Source organism: Catellatospora coxensis (genome assembly GCF_016862635.1).
Lineage (GTDB): Bacteria > Actinomycetota > Actinomycetes > Mycobacteriales > Micromonosporaceae > Catellatospora > Catellatospora coxensis.
Window position 1 is genome coordinate 80,569 of the sequence record NZ_BONI01000002.1, and the last position, 18,136, is coordinate 98,704.

Annotated in this window: 17 protein-coding genes; 5 read left to right on the top strand and 12 right to left on the bottom strand. The window is 70.3% G+C overall.

The genetic code is table 11. The annotated features are described in order from the left end of the window. Positions 1 to 2: 2 nt before the first annotated feature. From Cco03nite_RS01775 to Cco03nite_RS01785, 3 genes are all read right to left on the bottom strand, one after another. Positions 3 to 818: a replication-relaxation family protein gene (locus Cco03nite_RS01775; RefSeq protein WP_239167039.1), complete on the bottom strand. Its 816-nt coding sequence runs from the start codon at positions 816 to 818 to the stop codon at positions 3 to 5. 166 nt (positions 819 to 984) lie between these two features. Beyond that, the gene (locus tag Cco03nite_RS01780) at positions 985 to 2,451 is read right to left on the bottom strand and encodes a type IV secretory system conjugative DNA transfer family protein (protein WP_203688124.1); all 1,467 of its coding nucleotides are present in this window, start codon (positions 2,449 to 2,451) and stop codon (positions 985 to 987) included. After that, positions 2,448 to 3,893 carry a hypothetical protein gene (locus Cco03nite_RS01785; protein ID WP_203688125.1) on the bottom strand — a complete coding sequence of 482 codons (1,446 nt, stop codon included), beginning with the start codon at positions 3,891 to 3,893 and terminating at the stop codon, positions 2,448 to 2,450. Before Cco03nite_RS01785 ends, Cco03nite_RS01780 begins: the two co-directional genes overlap by 4 nt. A gap of 445 nt (positions 3,894 to 4,338) precedes the next feature. Between Cco03nite_RS01785 and Cco03nite_RS01790 the strand changes: the two genes are divergently transcribed. After that, positions 4,339 to 5,313 (top strand): RNA polymerase sigma factor, encoded by a 975-nt coding sequence (locus Cco03nite_RS01790; RefSeq protein ID WP_203688126.1) that lies wholly within the window; start codon positions 4,339 to 4,341, stop codon positions 5,311 to 5,313. Positions 5,314 to 5,325: 12 nt separating this feature from the next. Here the strand turns inward: Cco03nite_RS01790 and Cco03nite_RS01795 are convergent, their stop codons facing one another. Both Cco03nite_RS01795 and Cco03nite_RS01800 read right to left on the bottom strand, forming a co-directional pair. After that, positions 5,326 to 6,000: a hypothetical protein gene (locus Cco03nite_RS01795; RefSeq protein WP_203688127.1), complete on the bottom strand. Its 675-nt coding sequence runs from the start codon at positions 5,998 to 6,000 to the stop codon at positions 5,326 to 5,328. A 52-nt stretch (positions 6,001 to 6,052) separates the two neighbouring features. Next, positions 6,053 to 6,403: a hypothetical protein gene (locus Cco03nite_RS01800; protein ID WP_203688128.1), complete on the bottom strand. Its 351-nt coding sequence runs from the start codon at positions 6,401 to 6,403 to the stop codon at positions 6,053 to 6,055. Between the two features lie 133 nt (positions 6,404 to 6,536). Between Cco03nite_RS01800 and Cco03nite_RS01805 the strand changes: the two genes are divergently transcribed. Both Cco03nite_RS01805 and Cco03nite_RS01810 read left to right on the top strand, forming a co-directional pair. Beyond that, the gene (locus Cco03nite_RS01805; protein WP_203688129.1) at positions 6,537 to 6,806 is read left to right on the top strand and encodes a hypothetical protein; all 270 of its coding nucleotides are present in this window, start codon (positions 6,537 to 6,539) and stop codon (positions 6,804 to 6,806) included. Between the two features lie 73 nt (positions 6,807 to 6,879). Beyond that, positions 6,880 to 7,344 carry a hypothetical protein gene (locus tag Cco03nite_RS01810; protein WP_203688130.1) on the top strand — a complete coding sequence of 155 codons (465 nt, stop codon included), beginning with the start codon at positions 6,880 to 6,882 and terminating at the stop codon, positions 7,342 to 7,344. A 70-nt stretch (positions 7,345 to 7,414) separates the two neighbouring features. Here the strand turns inward: Cco03nite_RS01810 and Cco03nite_RS01815 are convergent, their stop codons facing one another. Continuing rightward, positions 7,415 to 7,894 carry a hypothetical protein gene (locus Cco03nite_RS01815; RefSeq protein WP_203688131.1) on the bottom strand — a complete coding sequence of 160 codons (480 nt, stop codon included), beginning with the start codon at positions 7,892 to 7,894 and terminating at the stop codon, positions 7,415 to 7,417. Positions 7,895 to 8,055: 161 nt separating this feature from the next. Beyond that, complete coding sequence (locus Cco03nite_RS01820; protein ID WP_203688132.1) at positions 8,056 to 12,486, bottom strand: CHAT domain-containing protein; 4,431 nt, start codon at positions 12,484 to 12,486, stop codon at positions 8,056 to 8,058. A 79-nt stretch (positions 12,487 to 12,565) separates the two neighbouring features. On the opposite strand from Cco03nite_RS01820, the gene Cco03nite_RS01825 reads away from it, so the two are divergent. Both Cco03nite_RS01825 and Cco03nite_RS01830 read left to right on the top strand, forming a co-directional pair. Beyond that, positions 12,566 to 12,919, top strand: coding sequence for a hypothetical protein (locus Cco03nite_RS01825; RefSeq protein WP_203688133.1), 354 nt, complete (start codon positions 12,566 to 12,568; stop codon positions 12,917 to 12,919). A gap of 6 nt (positions 12,920 to 12,925) precedes the next feature. Then, a complete protein-coding gene (locus tag Cco03nite_RS01830) occupies positions 12,926 to 13,801 on the top strand; it encodes a hypothetical protein (protein WP_203688134.1) in 876 nt (291 codons plus the stop codon). Between the two features lie 349 nt (positions 13,802 to 14,150). Here Cco03nite_RS01830 and Cco03nite_RS01835 read toward each other — a convergent pair whose 3' ends face one another. From Cco03nite_RS01835 to Cco03nite_RS01855, 5 genes are read right to left on the bottom strand one after another with little or no spacing between them, the layout of a single operon-like run. Continuing rightward, the gene (locus tag Cco03nite_RS01835; protein WP_203688135.1) at positions 14,151 to 15,143 is read right to left on the bottom strand and encodes a helix-turn-helix domain-containing protein; all 993 of its coding nucleotides are present in this window, start codon (positions 15,141 to 15,143) and stop codon (positions 14,151 to 14,153) included. Continuing rightward, a complete protein-coding gene (locus tag Cco03nite_RS01840) occupies positions 15,140 to 15,928 on the bottom strand; it encodes an aminoglycoside phosphotransferase family protein (protein ID WP_203688136.1) in 789 nt (262 codons plus the stop codon). The genes Cco03nite_RS01835 and Cco03nite_RS01840 overlap by 4 nt, the downstream gene beginning before the upstream one ends. After that, the gene (locus Cco03nite_RS01845; RefSeq protein WP_203688137.1) at positions 15,925 to 16,578 is read right to left on the bottom strand and encodes a histidine phosphatase family protein; all 654 of its coding nucleotides are present in this window, start codon (positions 16,576 to 16,578) and stop codon (positions 15,925 to 15,927) included. Before Cco03nite_RS01845 ends, Cco03nite_RS01840 begins: the two co-directional genes overlap by 4 nt. Beyond that, positions 16,578 to 17,309: a phosphotransferase gene (locus Cco03nite_RS01850; RefSeq protein ID WP_203688138.1), complete on the bottom strand. Its 732-nt coding sequence runs from the start codon at positions 17,307 to 17,309 to the stop codon at positions 16,578 to 16,580. Before Cco03nite_RS01850 ends, Cco03nite_RS01845 begins: the two co-directional genes overlap by 1 nt. Continuing rightward, a complete protein-coding gene (locus Cco03nite_RS01855) occupies positions 17,306 to 18,112 on the bottom strand; it encodes a class I SAM-dependent methyltransferase (RefSeq protein ID WP_203688139.1) in 807 nt (268 codons plus the stop codon). Before Cco03nite_RS01855 ends, Cco03nite_RS01850 begins: the two co-directional genes overlap by 4 nt. Positions 18,113 to 18,136 lie beyond the last annotated feature (24 nt).

The following is an 18,136-nucleotide window of genomic DNA, read 5'->3' on the forward strand; positions in this document are numbered from 1 at the left end:
TGTCAGCGGGGAAGGTGGCCGGCAAGCTCGGCCAGCCGCACTCGCTCGCCCGTGGTGGCGGGCTGCCAGACGGCGGCGGCGGGGTGGCCTTCTCCGTCGTTGGTGGCCACCAGAAGCCGCCCGTCCGCGACGGCGGGGTGGTCGGCCAGCCGGGTGCGGAACGACTTCTCCGCCCTCGGGCTGGACAGGCGGAACAGGATCGCGTCGCGCCGCCCGCTGGCTTGGGCGAACGCGGCGTAGTCGTCGAGCTTGGCGATGACGCGGTGGGTCTTCTCGGTGCCCTGGTCCTGCTCGAACCAGAACGTGACCCGCCGACCCGCCTCGGTCCAGTCGCCGTAGCCGTCCGGGCGCACCAGGTCCCCGGTGACCGCGCGACAGGCCGCCTCCGAGCGCCACTCCCGAAGCTCCGCGCCGCTGTTGCGGGCGTGGCCGATCAGGTCGACGAACAGATCGTTGACGGCCAGGAGGTGGCCCAGGCGCGGGCTGGCAGCAAGGCGGTTGATCTTGTTGCGGATGGTGGAGAACTTCGGGGTGGGCTGGTCGTTGCGGGCGGCGAGGTACACCTCGCCGAGTAGGTCGAGGGTCCAGCGCCACTGCTCGCTGCCGGGGCGTACGGCGTCGCGGAAGCGGGCCAGGATGCCTCGGGAGTTGAGCAGCACGAGGCGGTTGCGGGCGGTGTGGATGTTGTGAAACGCCAGGGTGCAGACCTGCTCGGTGGTGAAGACGCGGTGCTGGCCGAGCAGGTCGATCAGCCACCGGTCGCGGGGCATGAGGCGGCGCATCTCGTCGGCGCTGTTGGCTCCGCCGGGCGGGGCCATACGCAGACTGTGGACTCTGTGTGGCTGGTTTCTTGGGATCATCCTTATGAGTCCCTTCTCGCAAGGGCGGCTGTTGGGTGCGGCTGACCTGCGCTGTTAGGTGGTGCAGGGGTAGAGGTTCTGTCGGAGGTTGCCGACCGGGCGAGGCTTGGACTGAGGGTCGGGGTCAACGGGCGCTGCCCGGCGGCAGGATCGGCCCCGAGCTGTCCGTGCTGGACAGATCAGGGCTGGTCGGGTGTTGGGTGGTGTCGGCCTGCTGTTGGGCCAGCGGGCCGAGGCGGCGCGCGTCGGCCAGCCTCCGCCGCTCGGCGGCGGGTAGGCCGCGGGCGCGTGCGGCTTGGCGCAGGTGTTCGGCGCGGCCTGGCCAGACCGGCGGGGCCGGTCGGGCGCGCAGCGTGAACGGCTCGGCGTTGCGGCCGGCGATGACCAGGCGGCAGATCATGCCGTAGGCGTCGCGGTGGATGAGGTCTTCAGCGCTGAAGTACGGCTTGACGTGGTGGGCCAGGTCGGCGGCATCGGCCGGGGCCAGGGCGAAGAACACCTTCGACCGGGCGTTGGCGTCGATCGCCGCGAACACCGACCTCGACAGCTGTCCCAGGTGCTGATGCGCGAGAAGCAGCGACAGGCGCAGTCCTCGGGCGTCGGCGAGGGCGTCGTCGAGGCCGATGGGCAGGTTCACGAAGTTGTGGGACTCGTCGATGACCAGCGACGCGTCCCGCCGCTTGTCCTCCGGTAGCGCGGAGCGGCGTCCGGCGGTGTGCAGCAGCGCCGCCAGCAGCAGACTGCCCGTCAGTCGCACCGTGTCCTCGCCCATGGACTTGGGCAGCCGCACGAGCAGGATGCCGCCGTCGAGGACGTCGGACAGCCGGAAGGTGGAGTGAGGAACGCCGAACAGTCCGGCGGCGAAGCGGCGCGACAGCACCGCCCGCAGCTTGGACAGCAGCGGCCCGGACTGCTGGGCGAGCTGGCCGGGGGTCTGCTCGTCCCACCAGGACCAGAACGCATGCAGGTCCACCGTCCACCCGTCGTGCCCGCGCCGGTCGGCGCGCCCCAGCGCCGCCCGCCGCAGGCGCGGATCGGACAGCAGGCGGGGCAGGTCGGCCAGGCTCGCCCCCGGCAGCCGCATCAACGTCAGCAGCGCATGGCGGGCCAGGTCGTCAGTGCGCGGCCCCCACGTGGAGGCCCAGACCTTCGCCATGACGCCGACGAGCTGATCGGCGGTGTCGTAGGGGTCGTCGGCCAGTTCGAGGAGGTTGAGCGCGGCGGGCGCCTGCGTCTCGTCGGGGTCGATGAGCACGAGCCGGCCTGCGGCCTCGGGCGGGAGCCGGTCGAGTAGGTCGCGTGTGAGGTCTCCTTTCGGGTCGAACACGGCTACGCCGCGTCCGGCGCGTACCTCGCCCAGGGTGTAGTTGAGCAGCAGCGTGGACTTGCCGGTGCCGGTCGGGCCGAGCACGTGCAGGTGGTAGCGGGAGTCGGCCACGTGCAGGCCGACGATCCTGCCCGAGGCGTCAGCGTCGGTGACGCCCAGCGCCTTCGGGCGGGCGCGGGCGGGGTTGCCTTCGGGTCGAAGACGAAGGCGGGCCGCAGAGGTCTGCGGCCCGCCGGTGTTGTGCGATGGGGTGTCGGCTGTCATGGGTGGGGTTCTCCGTCGTCGAAGGTGAACGGGTCGTCGGGGTCATCGTCGTCGTCGATGACGGCGAGTCCTTCGGGTGCGCTCCACCGGCTGTGGGTCCAGCCGGAGGTGTGCGCGGTCGGCGGCTCGGCATCAGGCTGGGCCGCGTCCCTGGGTGACAGGCGGGTGCGGGCGGCCACGTCGAAGCCGTGGCGGGCCGGGTCGGTCGGGAAGTGCAGCAGCACCGCCAGCTCGTGCGCGGACGCCAGCAGCCACTGCCTGCCGGTGGCGCGACGGGCGGCCACGGCCTGCCCGGCGCGGCGCAGCAGCCGGGGACGCAGGTTGGCGGCCACGACGAACCCGTGCGCCGTCGATCGCGCCTCCGTACGGGCAACCGAGCGGGCAGGCCGGACGGACAGGGTGCGGATCGCGACGAGCAGGTGCGACCCGGCGGTCAGCTTCTCGGCCGCGTGACGCATCTCGGCCCGTTGCAGCGCATCCGGCGGCGAAGCCGTCGACTTCGCCGCGCTGGCCGCCGGGGTGCGCGAGTCGGTCAGCATGTCCAGCGCGAACGTCACCGCCCCGGACACGCCCTTCACCAGCCCGTCAGCGGCGATGGAGGCGACACCGCGGCGAGCCTCGACCGGCCTGCGCGCCGCCGCCTTCAACCTCCTGATCCGGCGGCCGGGAGCGGGACGCACCAGCACTTGCAGCACGTTCGGGCCGCCAGGGCTGCGCAGCGCCTCGAACACCGCCCGCAGCGGATCACCCTCCCCGGCCGCGTCCGCCCCGAGGCGGGTGTCGTCGACCAGCGGCCCGAGATCGGTGCCGGTCGGCACCAGCTCGAACCCGGCAGCGTGCCAGCCCCGGCGGGGTGCGGAAGGGGCGAACTCGCGGGTGAGCGCGCCCGGCCACGCCAGCCGGACGTCCTTGGCCACGGCCGCAGCGCTGACCCACGGCGGAACCCAAACCGTCAGCGCCAGACGGCCGTCATCAGCGTGGACCTCCATGGCCATCGGCGGCTTGGCCAGGCGCAAGCCGCTGTCGGCCCGCGTGGCGAGGTAGGCCAGCAGCTTCCACGCCGCAGCCGACTGCCCGATGCGGGTCTGTCGCGGCGGTACGACCTCCAGCCACGTGCCCGAGCGCACCGCAGCCAGCCACCGGCGAGCGCGCAGCACGCGCAACGTCGCGGCAGCGGCCACGGCCAGCACCAGGACAGCGGTCAGCAGGCCACGGTGGGTGTGGGCCCAGTCTCGGACCACGTCCAGCAGGCTCGGCAGCCAGCCTTGCGTATCGGGTGGGTGGTCGGCCCACGGCTCCAGCTGCGGCGACGGGGACGGGGACGGCTTGGGCTTGGGCTCGGGGACGGCAGCCAGCAGGACTGCCGCGATGATCAGCGGGTTCATCATCATCATCACTTCCTTCTCGGTGGTAGTGGCAGGTGGCAGGACTCGGTAGGTCATGCGGAACTCCAGGTGAACGGCGCGCAGGCACGCTGTCGTGCGCTGCGACGAACGGCAAAGCCGCCCCGGCGCGGATGCCGAGGCGGCATGAGCGGAAAGCGCTCATAAGTAAAGAGGAATTGATCTTGGGTAGAACTCACAAGATCGACGAAACTTTCTCGGAAATCCTGATCGGGCCGCGACGTGAGCCGGTGATCTAGGCTTCATGTGGTGGTGACGGCCGGACTGTCCGGATCGTCGAGGCACCAGGCGCAAGGGCGGCGCGCGGGGGGCGAACAACCGGAGTGCATCCGGGACGCGATCCTCGTACGCTCGTTCGAGCCCCGGCGGACGTCGCAGCACGCCGGAGCAGACACGGTCACCGCCGACCGGCCACCCTTGCCGCCCACCCTGCCTCCGGCGTGTCCACGACAGCCCGCACGTGTTGCCGCTGGAAGGACACGCCGTGCCAATCCGTCACGGGCTGCCCGCCCGCCTCGGTCCGGACACGATCCGCGCCGACGACCGCCGGACCACCGACCCCGGCCCGCCCGACCCGCTCGACGATCACCGCTGGCCCTTCTACCCCATGGATCAGATCCGCTGGCTCGTGCGCCGACTCGATCGGCCCCGCGTGCCGGCCGCCGTTCTCCACGCCGACGCGCCGCTGCCCGACCCTGCCGACGAGCAGGCCGAGACAGGGCTGAGCGTGCCCGAGGTGATCGCGGTTGTCGGAGTGAGGTCCGCCCCGCCCGAACTGGTCGACCGGGTGTGGAGCTACGTCATCGCCGCGACCCGAGCCCACCGCGGCGCCTGGAACCTCTACGCCCTGGGCCTTGCCCGCCCGGGACTGCACCGGCACGCAGACGGGGTCACGCTGCGGCGTCCGCCCACCGTCAAGCGCGACGTGCAGCACGTGATGGCCGCCGAGATGCTGGTCGAGATCCACCGCACCGAACCCGGCGAGCACGACCGCCAGGTGTTCGCCTTCGACGCCGCCAAGCCCTACGTCTTCGCCCGGCTGCTCGACCACTGCCTCTACACGGTCACCGGCAAGCGGTGGAACCGGCACAACCGCGACCGCCGCAACCTCGACCTGGCCGGGTACGAACTGCTGCACGAGATCCTGCCCGACGCCAATGCCCACTCGCGGCTGTACTGCCAGCCCGGCCGCACCGACGCGTACGCGACCCTTGCCCGCCTGGTCGCCCAGACCGCCGGGCGGCGCGCCGGAGCGCGCCTGTCACGTCCCGACGCCGCCCTGATCGCGTTGACCCACGTCATCGGTCACCCCATGGCCGACGCGGCGAGCCTGCTCGGCCTGTCCGAACCGGCCGCGCGGATGCGCGCCCACCGGGCGGTCAAGCTGATCACTGCGCTGCTGGACCGTGAACGCGCTGACGAACTGGCCGAGCAGCGGCACCGGCCGCCGTCCAGCTGACCCGCGCGGGTGCTACTGGTCGCCGGAGCCGGAGGCGGCTTCGGCGAACCGGTCCCCGCCGACTGACACCCGCTGCAACTGAAACAGCACGTCGTAGACCATCGTCAACAACTGTGCCTGCACCTGCGGGTCGGGGTCCTCGTCGACCGCGAGAGCGACCTCGTCCCACTCGTCGCCGCACACCCGGATCGTCACGCCGAACGAGTCGTGCTCGAACAGCAGACTCCAGTCCGGACCGTGCACCAGCACCACCGCACCCGCGCCGGTGTCGTATACCCGCGTCTCACCCTCGACGGCCGCGACCCGCTCCGCGACGGCCTCAGCATCGGCGATGACCCGCTGCGCGACCGGTGACGCCGCGACCGGCACGAACTCGCTGCAAGCGCCGAACATGTCCCCGCCGTGGCCGTAGCGGGCCACATCCTCACCGGGATAGGCCAAGGTGTCGGCCAGCCGCTCAGCGAACCTGCGCCGCGAGCGCGCATCGGCGCTCAACCCGGCAGGCGGCGCGGCGACGCGCTGACCGCGCCGCCACACCCGATACCAGCCCAACCCGGCGATATAGCCGTGACCAGCCGGAGCCTGCCCGCCCGCCACGTGGGCTGACGCCGTGGCGTCGCTCAGGCGCGTCACCGCGTCCTCCGCCGTCCACCCGGCCGAACGTTCGGCCTCAGACATCACACCCATAGCTTGACACCACCACACCGCACGGGCGAGCCCAACCCGGCCAGCACCGGCCTCAGGGCGCGGGCTGGGGCTGCGAACGGAGCCGGCCGATCGCCTCGGAGCTACGGCCGGCGTGGATGTCCTCCTGCTGCGCGGGAGTGGCCTCCTTGACCAGCTTGCGCACCGAGGCGAACGACCGCGACGACACCTGCACGTTGTAGCCGCCCGACTCCTTGTATGGCGAGTCGTTGGTGTAGCAGTGCGCGCTGCGGTGCTCCACACTGCCGATCGCGTCTGCAGGATCGTGGCCGTGGGAGTGCCACACGCAGCACCACAGACACCACACCATCAGGTTCTCGCCGTTGGCAAAGCCCGCGACCAGCGGATAGACCGGGTTGTCATCATCACCGTCATTGATCGCCATCGGCCGATCTTAGCCGCCCGCCGACACCTGTGGCGGCCTCCTGCCGCGCCAACCCAGCGCCCTGCCAGCAGATCTGCGGCGCGTGAGGCGTAACGGGAGTGCGCCGCTTGTCCTCACCAGGCAAGATCAGCGGGTGAACGTCGGACACGCGGAGCTGATGCACGTCGCGGCGACCTTCCTGCGAGCCCACCCCGAGCACGTGGCCGACCTGTCGGCGTGGCTGGCCTGGGCGCTGCCCCGTGGTGTGGACGCCGCCAAGGCCGAGGCGACTGTAGTCGACGAGTTCTGCCAGGTCACCGGCGCGGGCTGCGCCTGGCTGCGGTCGTGGCGTCGCACCTGCCGCGAACGGCTCGGCATCTCCAATGCCCACCCCGCCGCCGAGGGGTCAAGCCCGGCGCGTTAGCACCACACCATCCACTTGATCTCCGCCGCGGCCCGAGCGTCCATTGCCTTCCCGCACCAGCCTGGGAGGCACCGTGAACAGCCGTATCGACCAGACCTACCGCGACGCCCGCCAACTACTCGACCACCACCGCCCCGCACCCGGCGGGCACCGATGCGACCAAACCCGATGCGCCCACGAGACATGGCCGTGCACGGCCGTCGCCACCGCCCGGCGCGTGATGGCCACCTACGCCGGTCCACCGGCCGCGCCTACCGCGCCCGACGCCGACCCACCGGCCCCACCCCCGGCCGCGCCCACCGGCCCGCAACGGGCCGACACCGCCCGCGTGTGGCTGCTGACCACCGCCGCCTACCAGGTGCCCCCGACCGCACCCCTGGCCGCCGACATGGGCAACGTCATGGAACTACTGCACCGCATGGGCACCGCCTCCCTGGCACAACTCGCCGTGCGCCTCGGCCGCCCCCGCATGGTGATCGCCCTCATCCTACGGGCGCTGACCTCCTGCGGCTGGGCCACCGACACCGCAACCGTCTGAACATCACCGGTGCCCGCCTGCACAGCGCAGGCGGGCACCGACCCGGCGACGGCGGCGGCTGCGCGAAGTCCTATCGCGCGCTGGCACCGTCCATCGCCAGCGCCTCCTCCTCAGCCTCGGCCTGCTCCTTGGCGTCGTGGACCTTGACCGGGCCGAGGTGGCTTCGCCACTTCGCTACCCAGCCCGACCACTTGGCCCGCACGTCGAAGGGGTCGGCTTCCTCGCTGGCGACCAGGTCCGACAGCCGGTCGCCGCCCAGGTCGCACGCGAACTCCCACGCCTGCCCGACCAGGCCCGCAGTCGTGGCCGTCTCGGGCCGCGACAGCGCGAACCCGAGACCGGACGCCATCGTCGCGAACGTCTCGCAGATGATCGCCTCGACGGTGCGCTGCTTGCCGTCCACGAACACTTCACCGTCCTTGAGCAGGCACTCCAGCTGCATCAGCAGGTTGAAGTACCGCGAGTCGGTGGCCTCGGCCGGGTCGAAACGCTGCCGGTAGTCCGGGCGGTCGACGAACCCCCACGACCCGACGTGCGCGCCGTCATGCACGAGCAGTTCGGCCTCAGCGTCGGCCTAGACGTGCTCGGCGGCGCGCATCAGCAGCACCGCGATGAACGCCTGCGGCACTGGGAAGGCGAGAAAGCCCGGCGGCAGGACAGGCGACGCGCACCGTGCGCATTCACCGCCTCGTACGTTCACGTCGGACCCTCTCAGGGTCCGACGTGAACGTACGAGGCCCACAGCAGCGGATCCGCATGCTCGTCGTCACGCAGCTGCCGCGCAGCGGCGTGCAACGCTGCCGCGGCGCGCGAACCCACGGGCGGGCCTGGATAGTCGGTGAGCCTGGCGTAGAAGTGGTCCGCGATGTCCGCCGCGTGCCTGTCGTTGACGACCCACTGGGTGGCCACGACGTGCGTGAAGCCTGCGAGCTGTAGCGCGCCTGCCATGTGCATGGCTTCGTCGGGCAAGGTGAGCGCTCCCCGTGCAGTCTCGCAGGCGGACAGGAACGCCAGCTCCGCCTGGTCGAGTCGTAGCCGGGCAATGTCCGCCACGGTGAGCGGCCCAGCGCTTTCATGATCGGCGCAGTAAAGGGCACCGCTGGCAGCGTCGAGCGGGTTCTGCCCGCCGTGGCCCGCGAAGTGCAGGTAGGTGTGCTCGGGCAGGGCGGTGAGCACGGTCTCGCGGGTGGCTCCGTCGTCGGTAAGCAGGGTGGTCCCCGGCATCCGGGCGGCCAGTCGGTGCACCTCGGTCAGGGCGTTCGGCAGTGGGGACAGGCCTGGGGTTGCTGATTGGCCGACGCCCAGCATCCTGGCGGTTTTGGGCGGTCGGGCCCTGGCCTCGGCGAGCGCACGCAGGGTCGGCGTGTAGGAGCAGATCACCCGGTCGAGCAGCGTGCGCCGCGAACCGGAGCTGTGGTGGCCGGCGGCGTGCAGCGGCAGCAATGTCAGCAGGCCGGTCGGGCACCACCACAGCCGTGCTGTATCGGCGGGCAACGCGGCGAGGACGGGTTTAGCTATGGTGTCCCACATCCAGCCGAGTACTTGGTTGAGCATCTGCTGGGCCCGCCATGCGTCGGCTGCTGAGTTGCCCGCGTCGGCCAGGGCGTCGAGCAGTTTGGTCGCGTACTCGCGTACCTGCTCCACCTTGAGCCTGCGCAGCCGCACGGTGCGAAGGCCCGTGGCGGTCACGATCAACGCGTCACACCGCCGCCTGTGGGTGTTGACCACCACCACTGGGCCGTCGGTGGCTGCGGCATATAACCGCTCGAGCGGCGCCAGGCGCATGAAGTCCGCCAGTCCGGGTAGCGTTCGGGCCTGCGTCAGCAGAGTGTCCCATTCGCGCGCTAGCTCCCTTCGCCGGTCGGTGAGCCCTCGCTTGGCGCCATCCTCGGCAATTTCCGGGGTGACGGCCGTGTCCAGCTCAGCGCGGATAGCTCGCATGCGCTCGGCGAGGTCCGGGTCGGCCGCGGCCAGCTCGCGCAGGTCGCTCCGGGCGTCCAGCGCCTGCTCGAGCAGCACACCCCGGCCCTGCTCGAGCAGCTGTAGCGCTTGCCCCGGGTCGTTCAGCATGAGTGCAGCGACTGCGGCGCTGCTGGCGATCCCGGCGAACGCGCTGAGGGTGCTGACCCGGTCCGCACGTTCGAGGCCGTGCCAGGCCAGCAGGGGCAGCAGCTCGATTGCGGTCCGGTAGCCGGCCACCGCGTCCGCCCAGCGCTTCAGCGCTCTGGCCCACAAGCCCCACGACTGGGCGGCCTGGATTCGCAGCTTGGTCGGCGCGGTCGCGGTGCAGGCTACGTCCCGGAACAGGCCGATCGCGGTCTCTGCATCGGTCAGCGACCCGGTCCGCTCGGTGCGGTTGATCAGCGCCCAGCCCAGGTGGTGTTGGACCTGGCTGCTGAGGGGATGGCTGGCGGGGGCCGTCCGCAGGGCCGCACGGCCCGCCTCGATCACGGCGTCGATGTCGCGGCGCTGCTGGGAATGGAAGTAGCGGTCGTGCAACGCTGCGGCTAGGTTGCCCAAATACAGCAGACGGTCCGGGTGGTCCTCCGAGGTGAGCTGCACTGCTTCCTCGACGGCGGCCACTGCCGCGTGCGCGTCCTCGGAGTCTAGGGTTCTGCCATGCCGCAAGTGCAGGGCGGTGCAATATCGGGACAGGTATCGCGGCCGGTCGGCGTGGTCGGCGGGCGTCGCCTCGACCGCCGAGAGGGCAAGCTCGACCATCTCGTCCATCGTGGCCGGGTCTCCGGTGCGCCGGAACCGGGACATCATTGCGCCGGAGAGGTTGGACTGCAGCGGCGGACGTAACGCGTGGCCAGCGGGTATAGCGTCGATCGCACGGTGGAAGGTCTGGATGGCCTCCTCCAGGTCGGAGAGGGCGAAAGTCAGCTCGTACCGCTCGCTTAGGGCGGCGGCCAGGGTGGACAAGATGGCGGCCCGGTTCATGCTCGTGTCGGAGGTGAGCCGTACCGCCTCGCGGCCGACCGCCACCGCGGCCTCAGCGTCCTCCGGTGCTCCGGTCCTGATACACCGGTCGTTGAGAGCACCGGCCAGGCCGGACAGGTGGCCAGGTCGGTCCGGGTGGCCGACCGGAGTTACCTCCACGGCCCGTCGGCACACCGCGATCGCCCGATCCCCGTCCGCTTGCCGGTCCAGGCGCTTGTACCTGGACCGCAGCGCAGCACCCAGTTCGGACAGCAAGATCGCTAGGGTCTGCCAATCAGCGTGGACACGCCGCTCGGCGCATTCCAAGAGCCGGATGGCTTCATCGAGATCGGCAAGGGACCCGATGCGCTCGAATCGCGCTCGAAGGCTGCTGCCGAGATTGGACTCCGCGGCCGCCCGGCCCTTATCGTCGTCATCAGGGGTCGTCCGCACCGCTTCCCGGCCCCAGTCGACGGCCGTGCGGAGGTCCGCGGGATCTCCTGCCCGGAAGTACCTCAACCGGTACGCGTTGGCGAGGCTAATCGCGTCGAGCATACGTTGCGGGTCGTTCGGCCCGGACAGCTCGACGGACCGCTCGCTCGCAGCAATGCCTCTGTCGAGATCGGCTAGCTCGTCGGTGTGCAAGAACCGGTTCGTGTGCGCGGCACCCAACTCGAATAGGCATACTGACATTACCGGATGCACGTCGGGAATGGACTTGCTTGCCTCCTCGAGGAGCGCGATGGCCTTGTCGAGGTCATTTGCGGACCTAGTGCGTGCGGCTCGCGTACGCAATGCCGCACCGAGGGGGATCATCAGGTCGGACCGCTCGGGCACGTCCGCGCCGTCGCGCAGCGCCTGCCAGCCGGCATCGACCGCGGCGTCCAGTACGGCGAGCTGCCCGGTGTGCTCGAATAGGTCCACGCGGCTCCGGCACAGGCTGGCCAGGCAACTGGCGTGCGTGGTAGATCCGTGCGGCGCCACGGAGACGGCCTGCTCGTGCACGCGCACGGCCTCGGTGAGATCGGCGAGGTTGTGCCGGTGTCGTCCGCGGTGCCGCAGGGCGTCGCCGAGCTTGTCGAGCTGGTTCGCCCGCAGCGGGTGGCCGTCTGGGACCGCTGCGCGCCGGGCGGCGTCCACCGCGGCATCGGCGTCGGCCGGGTTCGCAGAGTGCGCGAACCGCGTCATGAGTACCTGGCTGAGGTGGACGAGGAAGCGCGCTGCGTCGGGGTGGCCCGGCGGGCACACCCGGACCGCGGCGGTGGCCCCGCGCACGGCGGCGTCCAGGTCGACCGGATCGCCGAGCCATCGGAACCGTGTGTGCAGGGCGAGCGCGGTGTTGGTCATGAGGGTTGCCCGTAGCGGCCGGTTGTCGTCCGGCGCCGCGCGTAGGGCGTCCCGGAGCCGATCGATGGCCTCGGCGATGTCGGCGCGGTGGCCGCGCAGTTCGAACCGACGCACGAGCGTCATGCCGGCGTTGGAAAGGCATGCCGCGCGATACGGTGCGTCCTCGGGCGTGCTCGCCACGGCGGCTCTGGCCAGGTCGATGGCGGCGTCGAGATCCTCGGTCGATAGTGTCGTGCCGAATCGATCCTGCAGTGCGTAGCTGTAGTTGTGCAGAATGATCGCCCGCTCGGGGTGGTCGGCAGACGGCAGTTCCACCGAGCGCCGACCCGCCTCGACCGCGCCGTCCAGGTCGGCCAGGTCGCCATGTAGAACGAACCGACCGCGTAGCCCTGTGCACAGGTGGGACAGGAGCATCGGCTTGTCCGGGTGGCCGTCCGGGACCCCGGTGGCGGCCCAGGACGACAACCTGATCATCACGTCGAGCGCGGCCACGTCGCCGCCGACCTCCCAGCGAGCGAAGGCGTCGCGGAACTGGGCGAACACACCGGGCAGGTCAACGACCTCCAGCGCGGGAAGCGCCCGCACCCGGTCCCGCAGCGGCGTCGGGACAGCGTCCGGGGCGACCCGGCTGACCAGGGAGAACAGGAACTCTGCGCGGTCCAGCTCGGACCGGGCATAGTGCCACGTGGCAAGGAGGTGGGTGACGTCCCAATTCACCACGAGCGGCGGCCATTCACCGTCCTTCGGTAGGTAAACCCCGAATTGCCGCAGTGCCTCAGCCTGTGTCTCCGCCAGGGGATCTTGTACGGCATTGTCGTCCCCCGTGCGCATGTGATATTCCAAATGCTCCCGCAGAGCAAGGTAAAGCTGCACATGGTTCGATTGCTTAGGCAATGGCCGCCCCTTCAGGTCTGCCTAGTGAAAACCTTAGAACACCACGGAGTGTGCTCTCATGGAGGCATCAACGCTGTTGAGCGTGCTGTGCCGCGAGCTGCCTCGGCTTCGCGCGGTCGCTGACGACACAGGTGACCGTGCGGCGCTGGAGCGCGTCGTCAAGGCGGCGCGGCGCGGCAAGCCCGTCCTCGGCCAGCTGCGTGAACTCGGTCTGCTACAGGTGCTGATGGACTGGCAGACCCGGACCGGAACCGGACATGGCATGGTCGGCGTGCCGGGCGTCGGCAGCGGGCACGTGCCGCGTGGCTCGTTCCAGTGTCCCACCGGGACGTGCCACCGGGCGGAACTGTCCAGGCCAGGCGACGACCGACCAGTGTGCGCCCTGCACAGCACGCCGCTGCGGTTCGGCTAAACGGCGATGAGTACCGTCCTGGCCGAGTTGGGCAAGAAGTACGCGGAGCGGTGGGTCAGCCTGCTGGTGCTGCCCGGATTGCTGTTCGTGGCCGCTGTGTTCGCTGCCACCGCGCTCGGCCATACGCTGGATTTCGGCCGCCTGACAACAACAGTCGAGCGCATGGCCGCCTCGGTGTCGCAGCAGCCGGGGACCCTGGCGGTAGTGGTCATCGTTGTCCCGGTGCTGTCGGCGGCCGCTGGGCTCGCCGCCGCAGCGGTGGCGAAGCTCGTTTCGCGGCTTTCGTTCGAGCCATGGCCGGCGGCGCTGTTGGTCAACCGGCGGGTCAGGCGGTGGAAGGCCGCCGCCGACGAGTTCGATGCAGTCCGCGACGACACTGCCGCAGCGTCCGCCCCCGACTACCAGGCTCGTCTGGATTCCCTTGCCGCCAAACGCAACGCGATCTCGCTAGGCCCACCGGAGCGGGCGACCTGGATGGGCGACCGGCTGCGTTCGGTCAGTACGCGCGTGTGGTCTTGGTACCGGCTCGACCTGGAATTTGCCTGGCCCCGGTTGTGGCTGCTCCTCGACGGCGACGAGCAGGAGTCCGTGAGGGCTGCACGCGCCCAGTTGGACTCGGCGGTCATGCTCGCGGGATGGGGCGCGCTCTACGCAGCGCTGGCGATCTGGTCATGGCCTGCGGCACTCATCGGGGTCGCACTCGCCGCCGTGGCCCAACGGCAGTCGCGGGCAGCCGTGGACAACCTCGCCCATCTGATCGAAGGATCCTTTGATCTGCATGCAACAGACCTGGCCAGGGCGCTGGGTTTCGAGGTCGCACCAGGCACCCTGTCGCCCATCGTCGGTGCCGAAGTCACCGCGCACCTACGCAAAAACGTGTGAGTGTCGAGGTGCGCACATCGATCAGACCTGGGAAATGCCCCCGGAGCGCAATCGATCTTCGGCCAGTCATCCCGGCTCAAGTTGACAGACCGGAACGATCACACAGCGGACGACAAACCCGTTCGTTGTAGACCGTGCAAGCGCGGTGCCTAGCCAAGCGAGGCACCGCGAACCCAATCCAACAGAAATACTCAGCAGCGGCAGTATGAAGCGCCCGTCGGGGTCGGGGCGAAAGCGCCGGACTGGCCCACGCGCAGGCGCGGGCAGCCCGGACGGGGTCGAGATCTAGACACGCGGCGAACGTGCGCGCCGCGAGGAGCACGTTGCAGGCGTTGCACGTGGGCTCACGTCAGCTCTGCTCACCCAGCAGCAGCCGGAACCGGGCGCGGGCATCCGGGGCCGCGGTTGCCAGGGTCATGTCCAGGGCGGTTTGCACGGCCAGCCTCGGCACGGCCCCCTCCGCTTGCTCCCAGGCCGCGACGATGTCGGCAGCGGCGTTGAGCCTGCGGGCGAACTCCTTGACCTCAAGCCGCAGCGCCCGGCGAAGAGCGCGGGCATGCCGACCGGTCCAGGTCGCCACGACCACCGCACACGCGCAAGCGTGGGGACTGGCGCACACCCGTGCGGCGTTGGCGGCGGCGCGCTGCTGGGCGGTCTGCACCGCGAACGCGTTCTTCAGTTCCATCACCCGGACCGCAGCCTTGACCAGCAGAGCGTCCGCCTGTAGGAGCCGGTCCGCGCCGCGCCAGAAGTCCAGCGAGGCGACCTGGTGACCGGTCTCCAGGTTCGCCACGGCACTTCGCGAGCACAACAGCCGGCGGGCCAACTCCTGCTGAGTCAGGCGCGCATCGCGGCGGTATCCCCGAAGCCGGTCACCCAGCTCCCGCATGCACGCGGCGATGTCCTGGGGGGTCACCGGCGGTGCGTGCGAAGGCTCCCGCCAGTCTTCATGGCCGCACAGATCCGCCAGCCCTGCAGGCTCCGCCTCGGTGATAGGGCGCCGGGCGGCGGGCTCAACAGCGCTCGGCGAGGCAGGCGGGGCGGTGGCGGGCTCGGTGGTCTGGGAGCGGATGATGAACATCCCCAACTCCGCGTCGGTGGCCGCGCCGAGCACCGCCCGCAGCGCCTTGCGGTAGCCGACACTCGGCCACCTGAATTCCCCTCGCTCCAGCTTCCCGATGTAGTTCTCGTTCATCGCGGTGCGGATGCCAAGCTCGGTCAGGTGCAGGTTTGCCAGGTCGGCCAGCTCCTGCCGGGACATGGCCCGCCCCGAGCCTGACGGTGAGGCCAGTCGCAGCCGCGCCTGACGCATCAGGTGGTTCGGCGTGCGCTTGCCGCTCACGGCAGCCTCCGGGTAGGCGCGTGAAGGCTCGCGATGTCGATGACCGAGCAGAGGTCGATGACGTGTTCGTCGAGTGCTGTCAGCTGCCCGTATGTGCTGTGCAGCGCGTTCTGGAGGTCGGGTCGCTGTTTCAGGACGCGGGTGGTGATCCTGACGAGGTCACGGGCGGCCAGGTCGTAGCGGGCGTGCTCGAAGTCGATCAGGCGCAGGATTCCGTCGCGGCCGAGCATGAGGTTGCGTGGCATGAAATCCAGGTGGCAGGGTGTCAGCGCGGGGATGTCGAGGCTGGCCAGTTGCGTTAGCTTCGTCTGCATCTGTGCTCGTTGCTGCGGAGTGAGGCTGGCGGTGGTGTTGGCGAGCCAGTACGTCCCTCGCTCGGCGAGGTAGGTACCGAACCGTGGGTCGTGCTTGCTGGCGCTGGCCGTGTGCAGGTCGCGCAGCAGCGCCCCGGCCTGGGCGAACGCGTCCTGTTCCTGTTGGGCGGTCAGTCGCAGTTCGGTCAGGGGACTTCCGGTCACGGCGGTGACAGCCATTGCCGGGGGTGTCTCGCAAGTTGCCAGGAGTCGGGGCGTCCGGTCGGCCAGGGCTGGGGTCCAGGTGCGGTATGCGTGGACTTCCTGCTCGTGGGCTGTCATCGAGCGGTGGATCTTGATGATGACCTCACCGTGGTCGTGGGTGCGTACTCGCATGGTCTTGGTCGCGAGGTGTCCGTCGTGCCAGCCGAGCAGTTCGAACCTCCCGAGCATCCGGCGGCCGGCGTCGATGAGGTCGGCGTTGCGGGTCATGAGGGTTGCTCCGCGAGGTGGCTGGTGTCGTTGTGGGCGTCGAGCAGCCAGGTTGCGCGGCCGTGGCGGTTGATCTGGAGGCGCCAGCGGGCGACGGAGGTGTGGGCGGTGCTGAACCAGACCCGGATGCTTGCGCCGGTGGGCAGGCCGAGCAGCAGTGTGTGGGCGGCCTCGATGGTTTCGCCGTGTCCGATGATCAGGATGCGCTGGCCGGTGTGGCGCTGGATGAGCTTTTCGATCGTGGTGGTGGCTCGGGAGAGGTAGCTGTTCCACGAGTCGCCGCCGGGTGCGATCGGTGTGGCGGGCTGGTGCTGCATCGCACTGCCGAACACTTCCTTGACCTGGCTCCACGGCAGTCCGTCTGCGTCGCCGTGATCTGGTCCGCGCAGGTCGTTGACCACGGTGTACGGCATCTTCATGAGCCCGGTGACGGCGTCAGCGGTTTGGCGAACACGCAGTCTGGGCGAGCTGTAGACGGTGTGGAAGGGGCGCTGGTCGTGCTCAGCGGCGAGCCGGGTGGCGAGTCGCGCCGCCTGGTGGTGGCCGCGCTCGGTGAGCCCCGTGCAACCCTTGTCGCCGCCGACGGTGCCGTGGACGTTGCACATGGCTTCGCCGTGGCGGGCGATTACCAGTTCGGTGCTGTCAGGCATCAGCTTCTCCTATCGAGGGGGTCCGGCCACGGCCTCAGCTCGGGCCAGGGGTGTTGGTAGCCGTTGCGGCCGAGGTGGTCAGCGGTGAGCAGCCAGTTCAGTTCGGCCCAGACCCGCAGGCCGTCGGACGTGCACAGCGGTGGCCCGATCGGGTCGTGGTAGGCGTCGAGCGCGTCTTGCGCGGCGGCGGCTGGTAGCCGTCCGTGGGTCATCACGATCGAGACGATGAGTTTGGCGAGGTCGTAGCAGTGGGGGGCGAGGGTCAGGTCGTCGAAGTCGACGACGGCGACTTCACCGCCGGTGATCAGGAAGTTGCGGAGGTTGCTGTCCTTGTAGAGGCCAGCGGGCGAGGGTGCGGCCGTGGTCAGCGCGTACTCGGCCATGTCTGGCGGCAGGCCGAGCCGTGTGGCGGCCCGCAGCAGCTTGTCCAGCCGGGGTGTGATGAAGTCCGGGATGACCATCGCGTCCAGTTGGTGCGGCTGGTCGATGCGCGCAGTGGCCAGGTGCGAGGTGGCCGACGCGTGGATGCGCCCGATGGCCTGCGCGAGCTGGGCCAGGTCCGCTGCCGTGGCTGGCCGTCCGTCGATGGCCTCGAAGACGAGGCGGTCTTCTGCGGCATCGACTATCGCCGGGATGACGACCGCGCTGGACAGCGATGTCAGCCAGCGGTGGTTGTCGTGGGCTCGCTGGCGTCGGGCTGGGTCCGCGTAGCGTTTGACGAACAGTGTCATCGGCGGACTCCGACGAGGTAGGAGACCGTGGAACTTGCCGTGACGGGGTGGTCCGGTCGCCATGTGCGCAGGTGGCGTGCGATCTCTGCGGGGTCGGCGGTCGGCAGTTGGTAGCGGGGTGTGGTGATCAGGTAGCGGGCGAGATGTTCGTAGCTCTCGAATCGGAAGATGTGCCGCTCATGGAGCTGCTGGGCGATGGCCAGATGCGGTTGCGTGAGGGCAGCCATGTTCGCGCTGTGGAACGCCGTGTAGAGGCTTGGCCGTGAGCCGGCCTCGGGATCGAGGCCGGACGTGGCGGCGAGGTCGTCGAGTTCGGCGTAGCTGTCGGCGGACTTGGTGACCATGATCGCGGCCTGGCCGGGGCGCAGCGCTCGGGCGAAGCCGGAGATGACAGTGCCGGGGTCGGGCGAGTGGTAAAGGCAGAACGCCGCGACGATCGCGTCCAGGCTCGCGTCGGCGAACGGCAGTTGGTGGAAGTCACCGACGATGAACTGCGCAGACAGCCTCGCGGCGGCGAACCGGTTGCGCGCGGCATCCAGCAAGGCCGGGGAGGCGTCGAACGCGACCAGCCTGCGCAGCGGCAGGTGCCTGGCGATGCTCAGGGTCGTGCTGCCGCGCCCGCAGCCGATGTCGGCCACGATGCCGTCCGGCCCGGCGCGGTGGCGCAGCAGGTCGACGACAGTCTCGGCCACCGCCGCGCCTTTGATCTTTGCCTGGTGCAGGGCGGAGGTGCGCTGCGTCAGGCGCGCGGGGTCGGTGTAGAGCGTGCCCAGCGTGGCGGGGTCGAGGAACGGGTTGCCCATCAGCGGACCTCCCGTACGCCGACG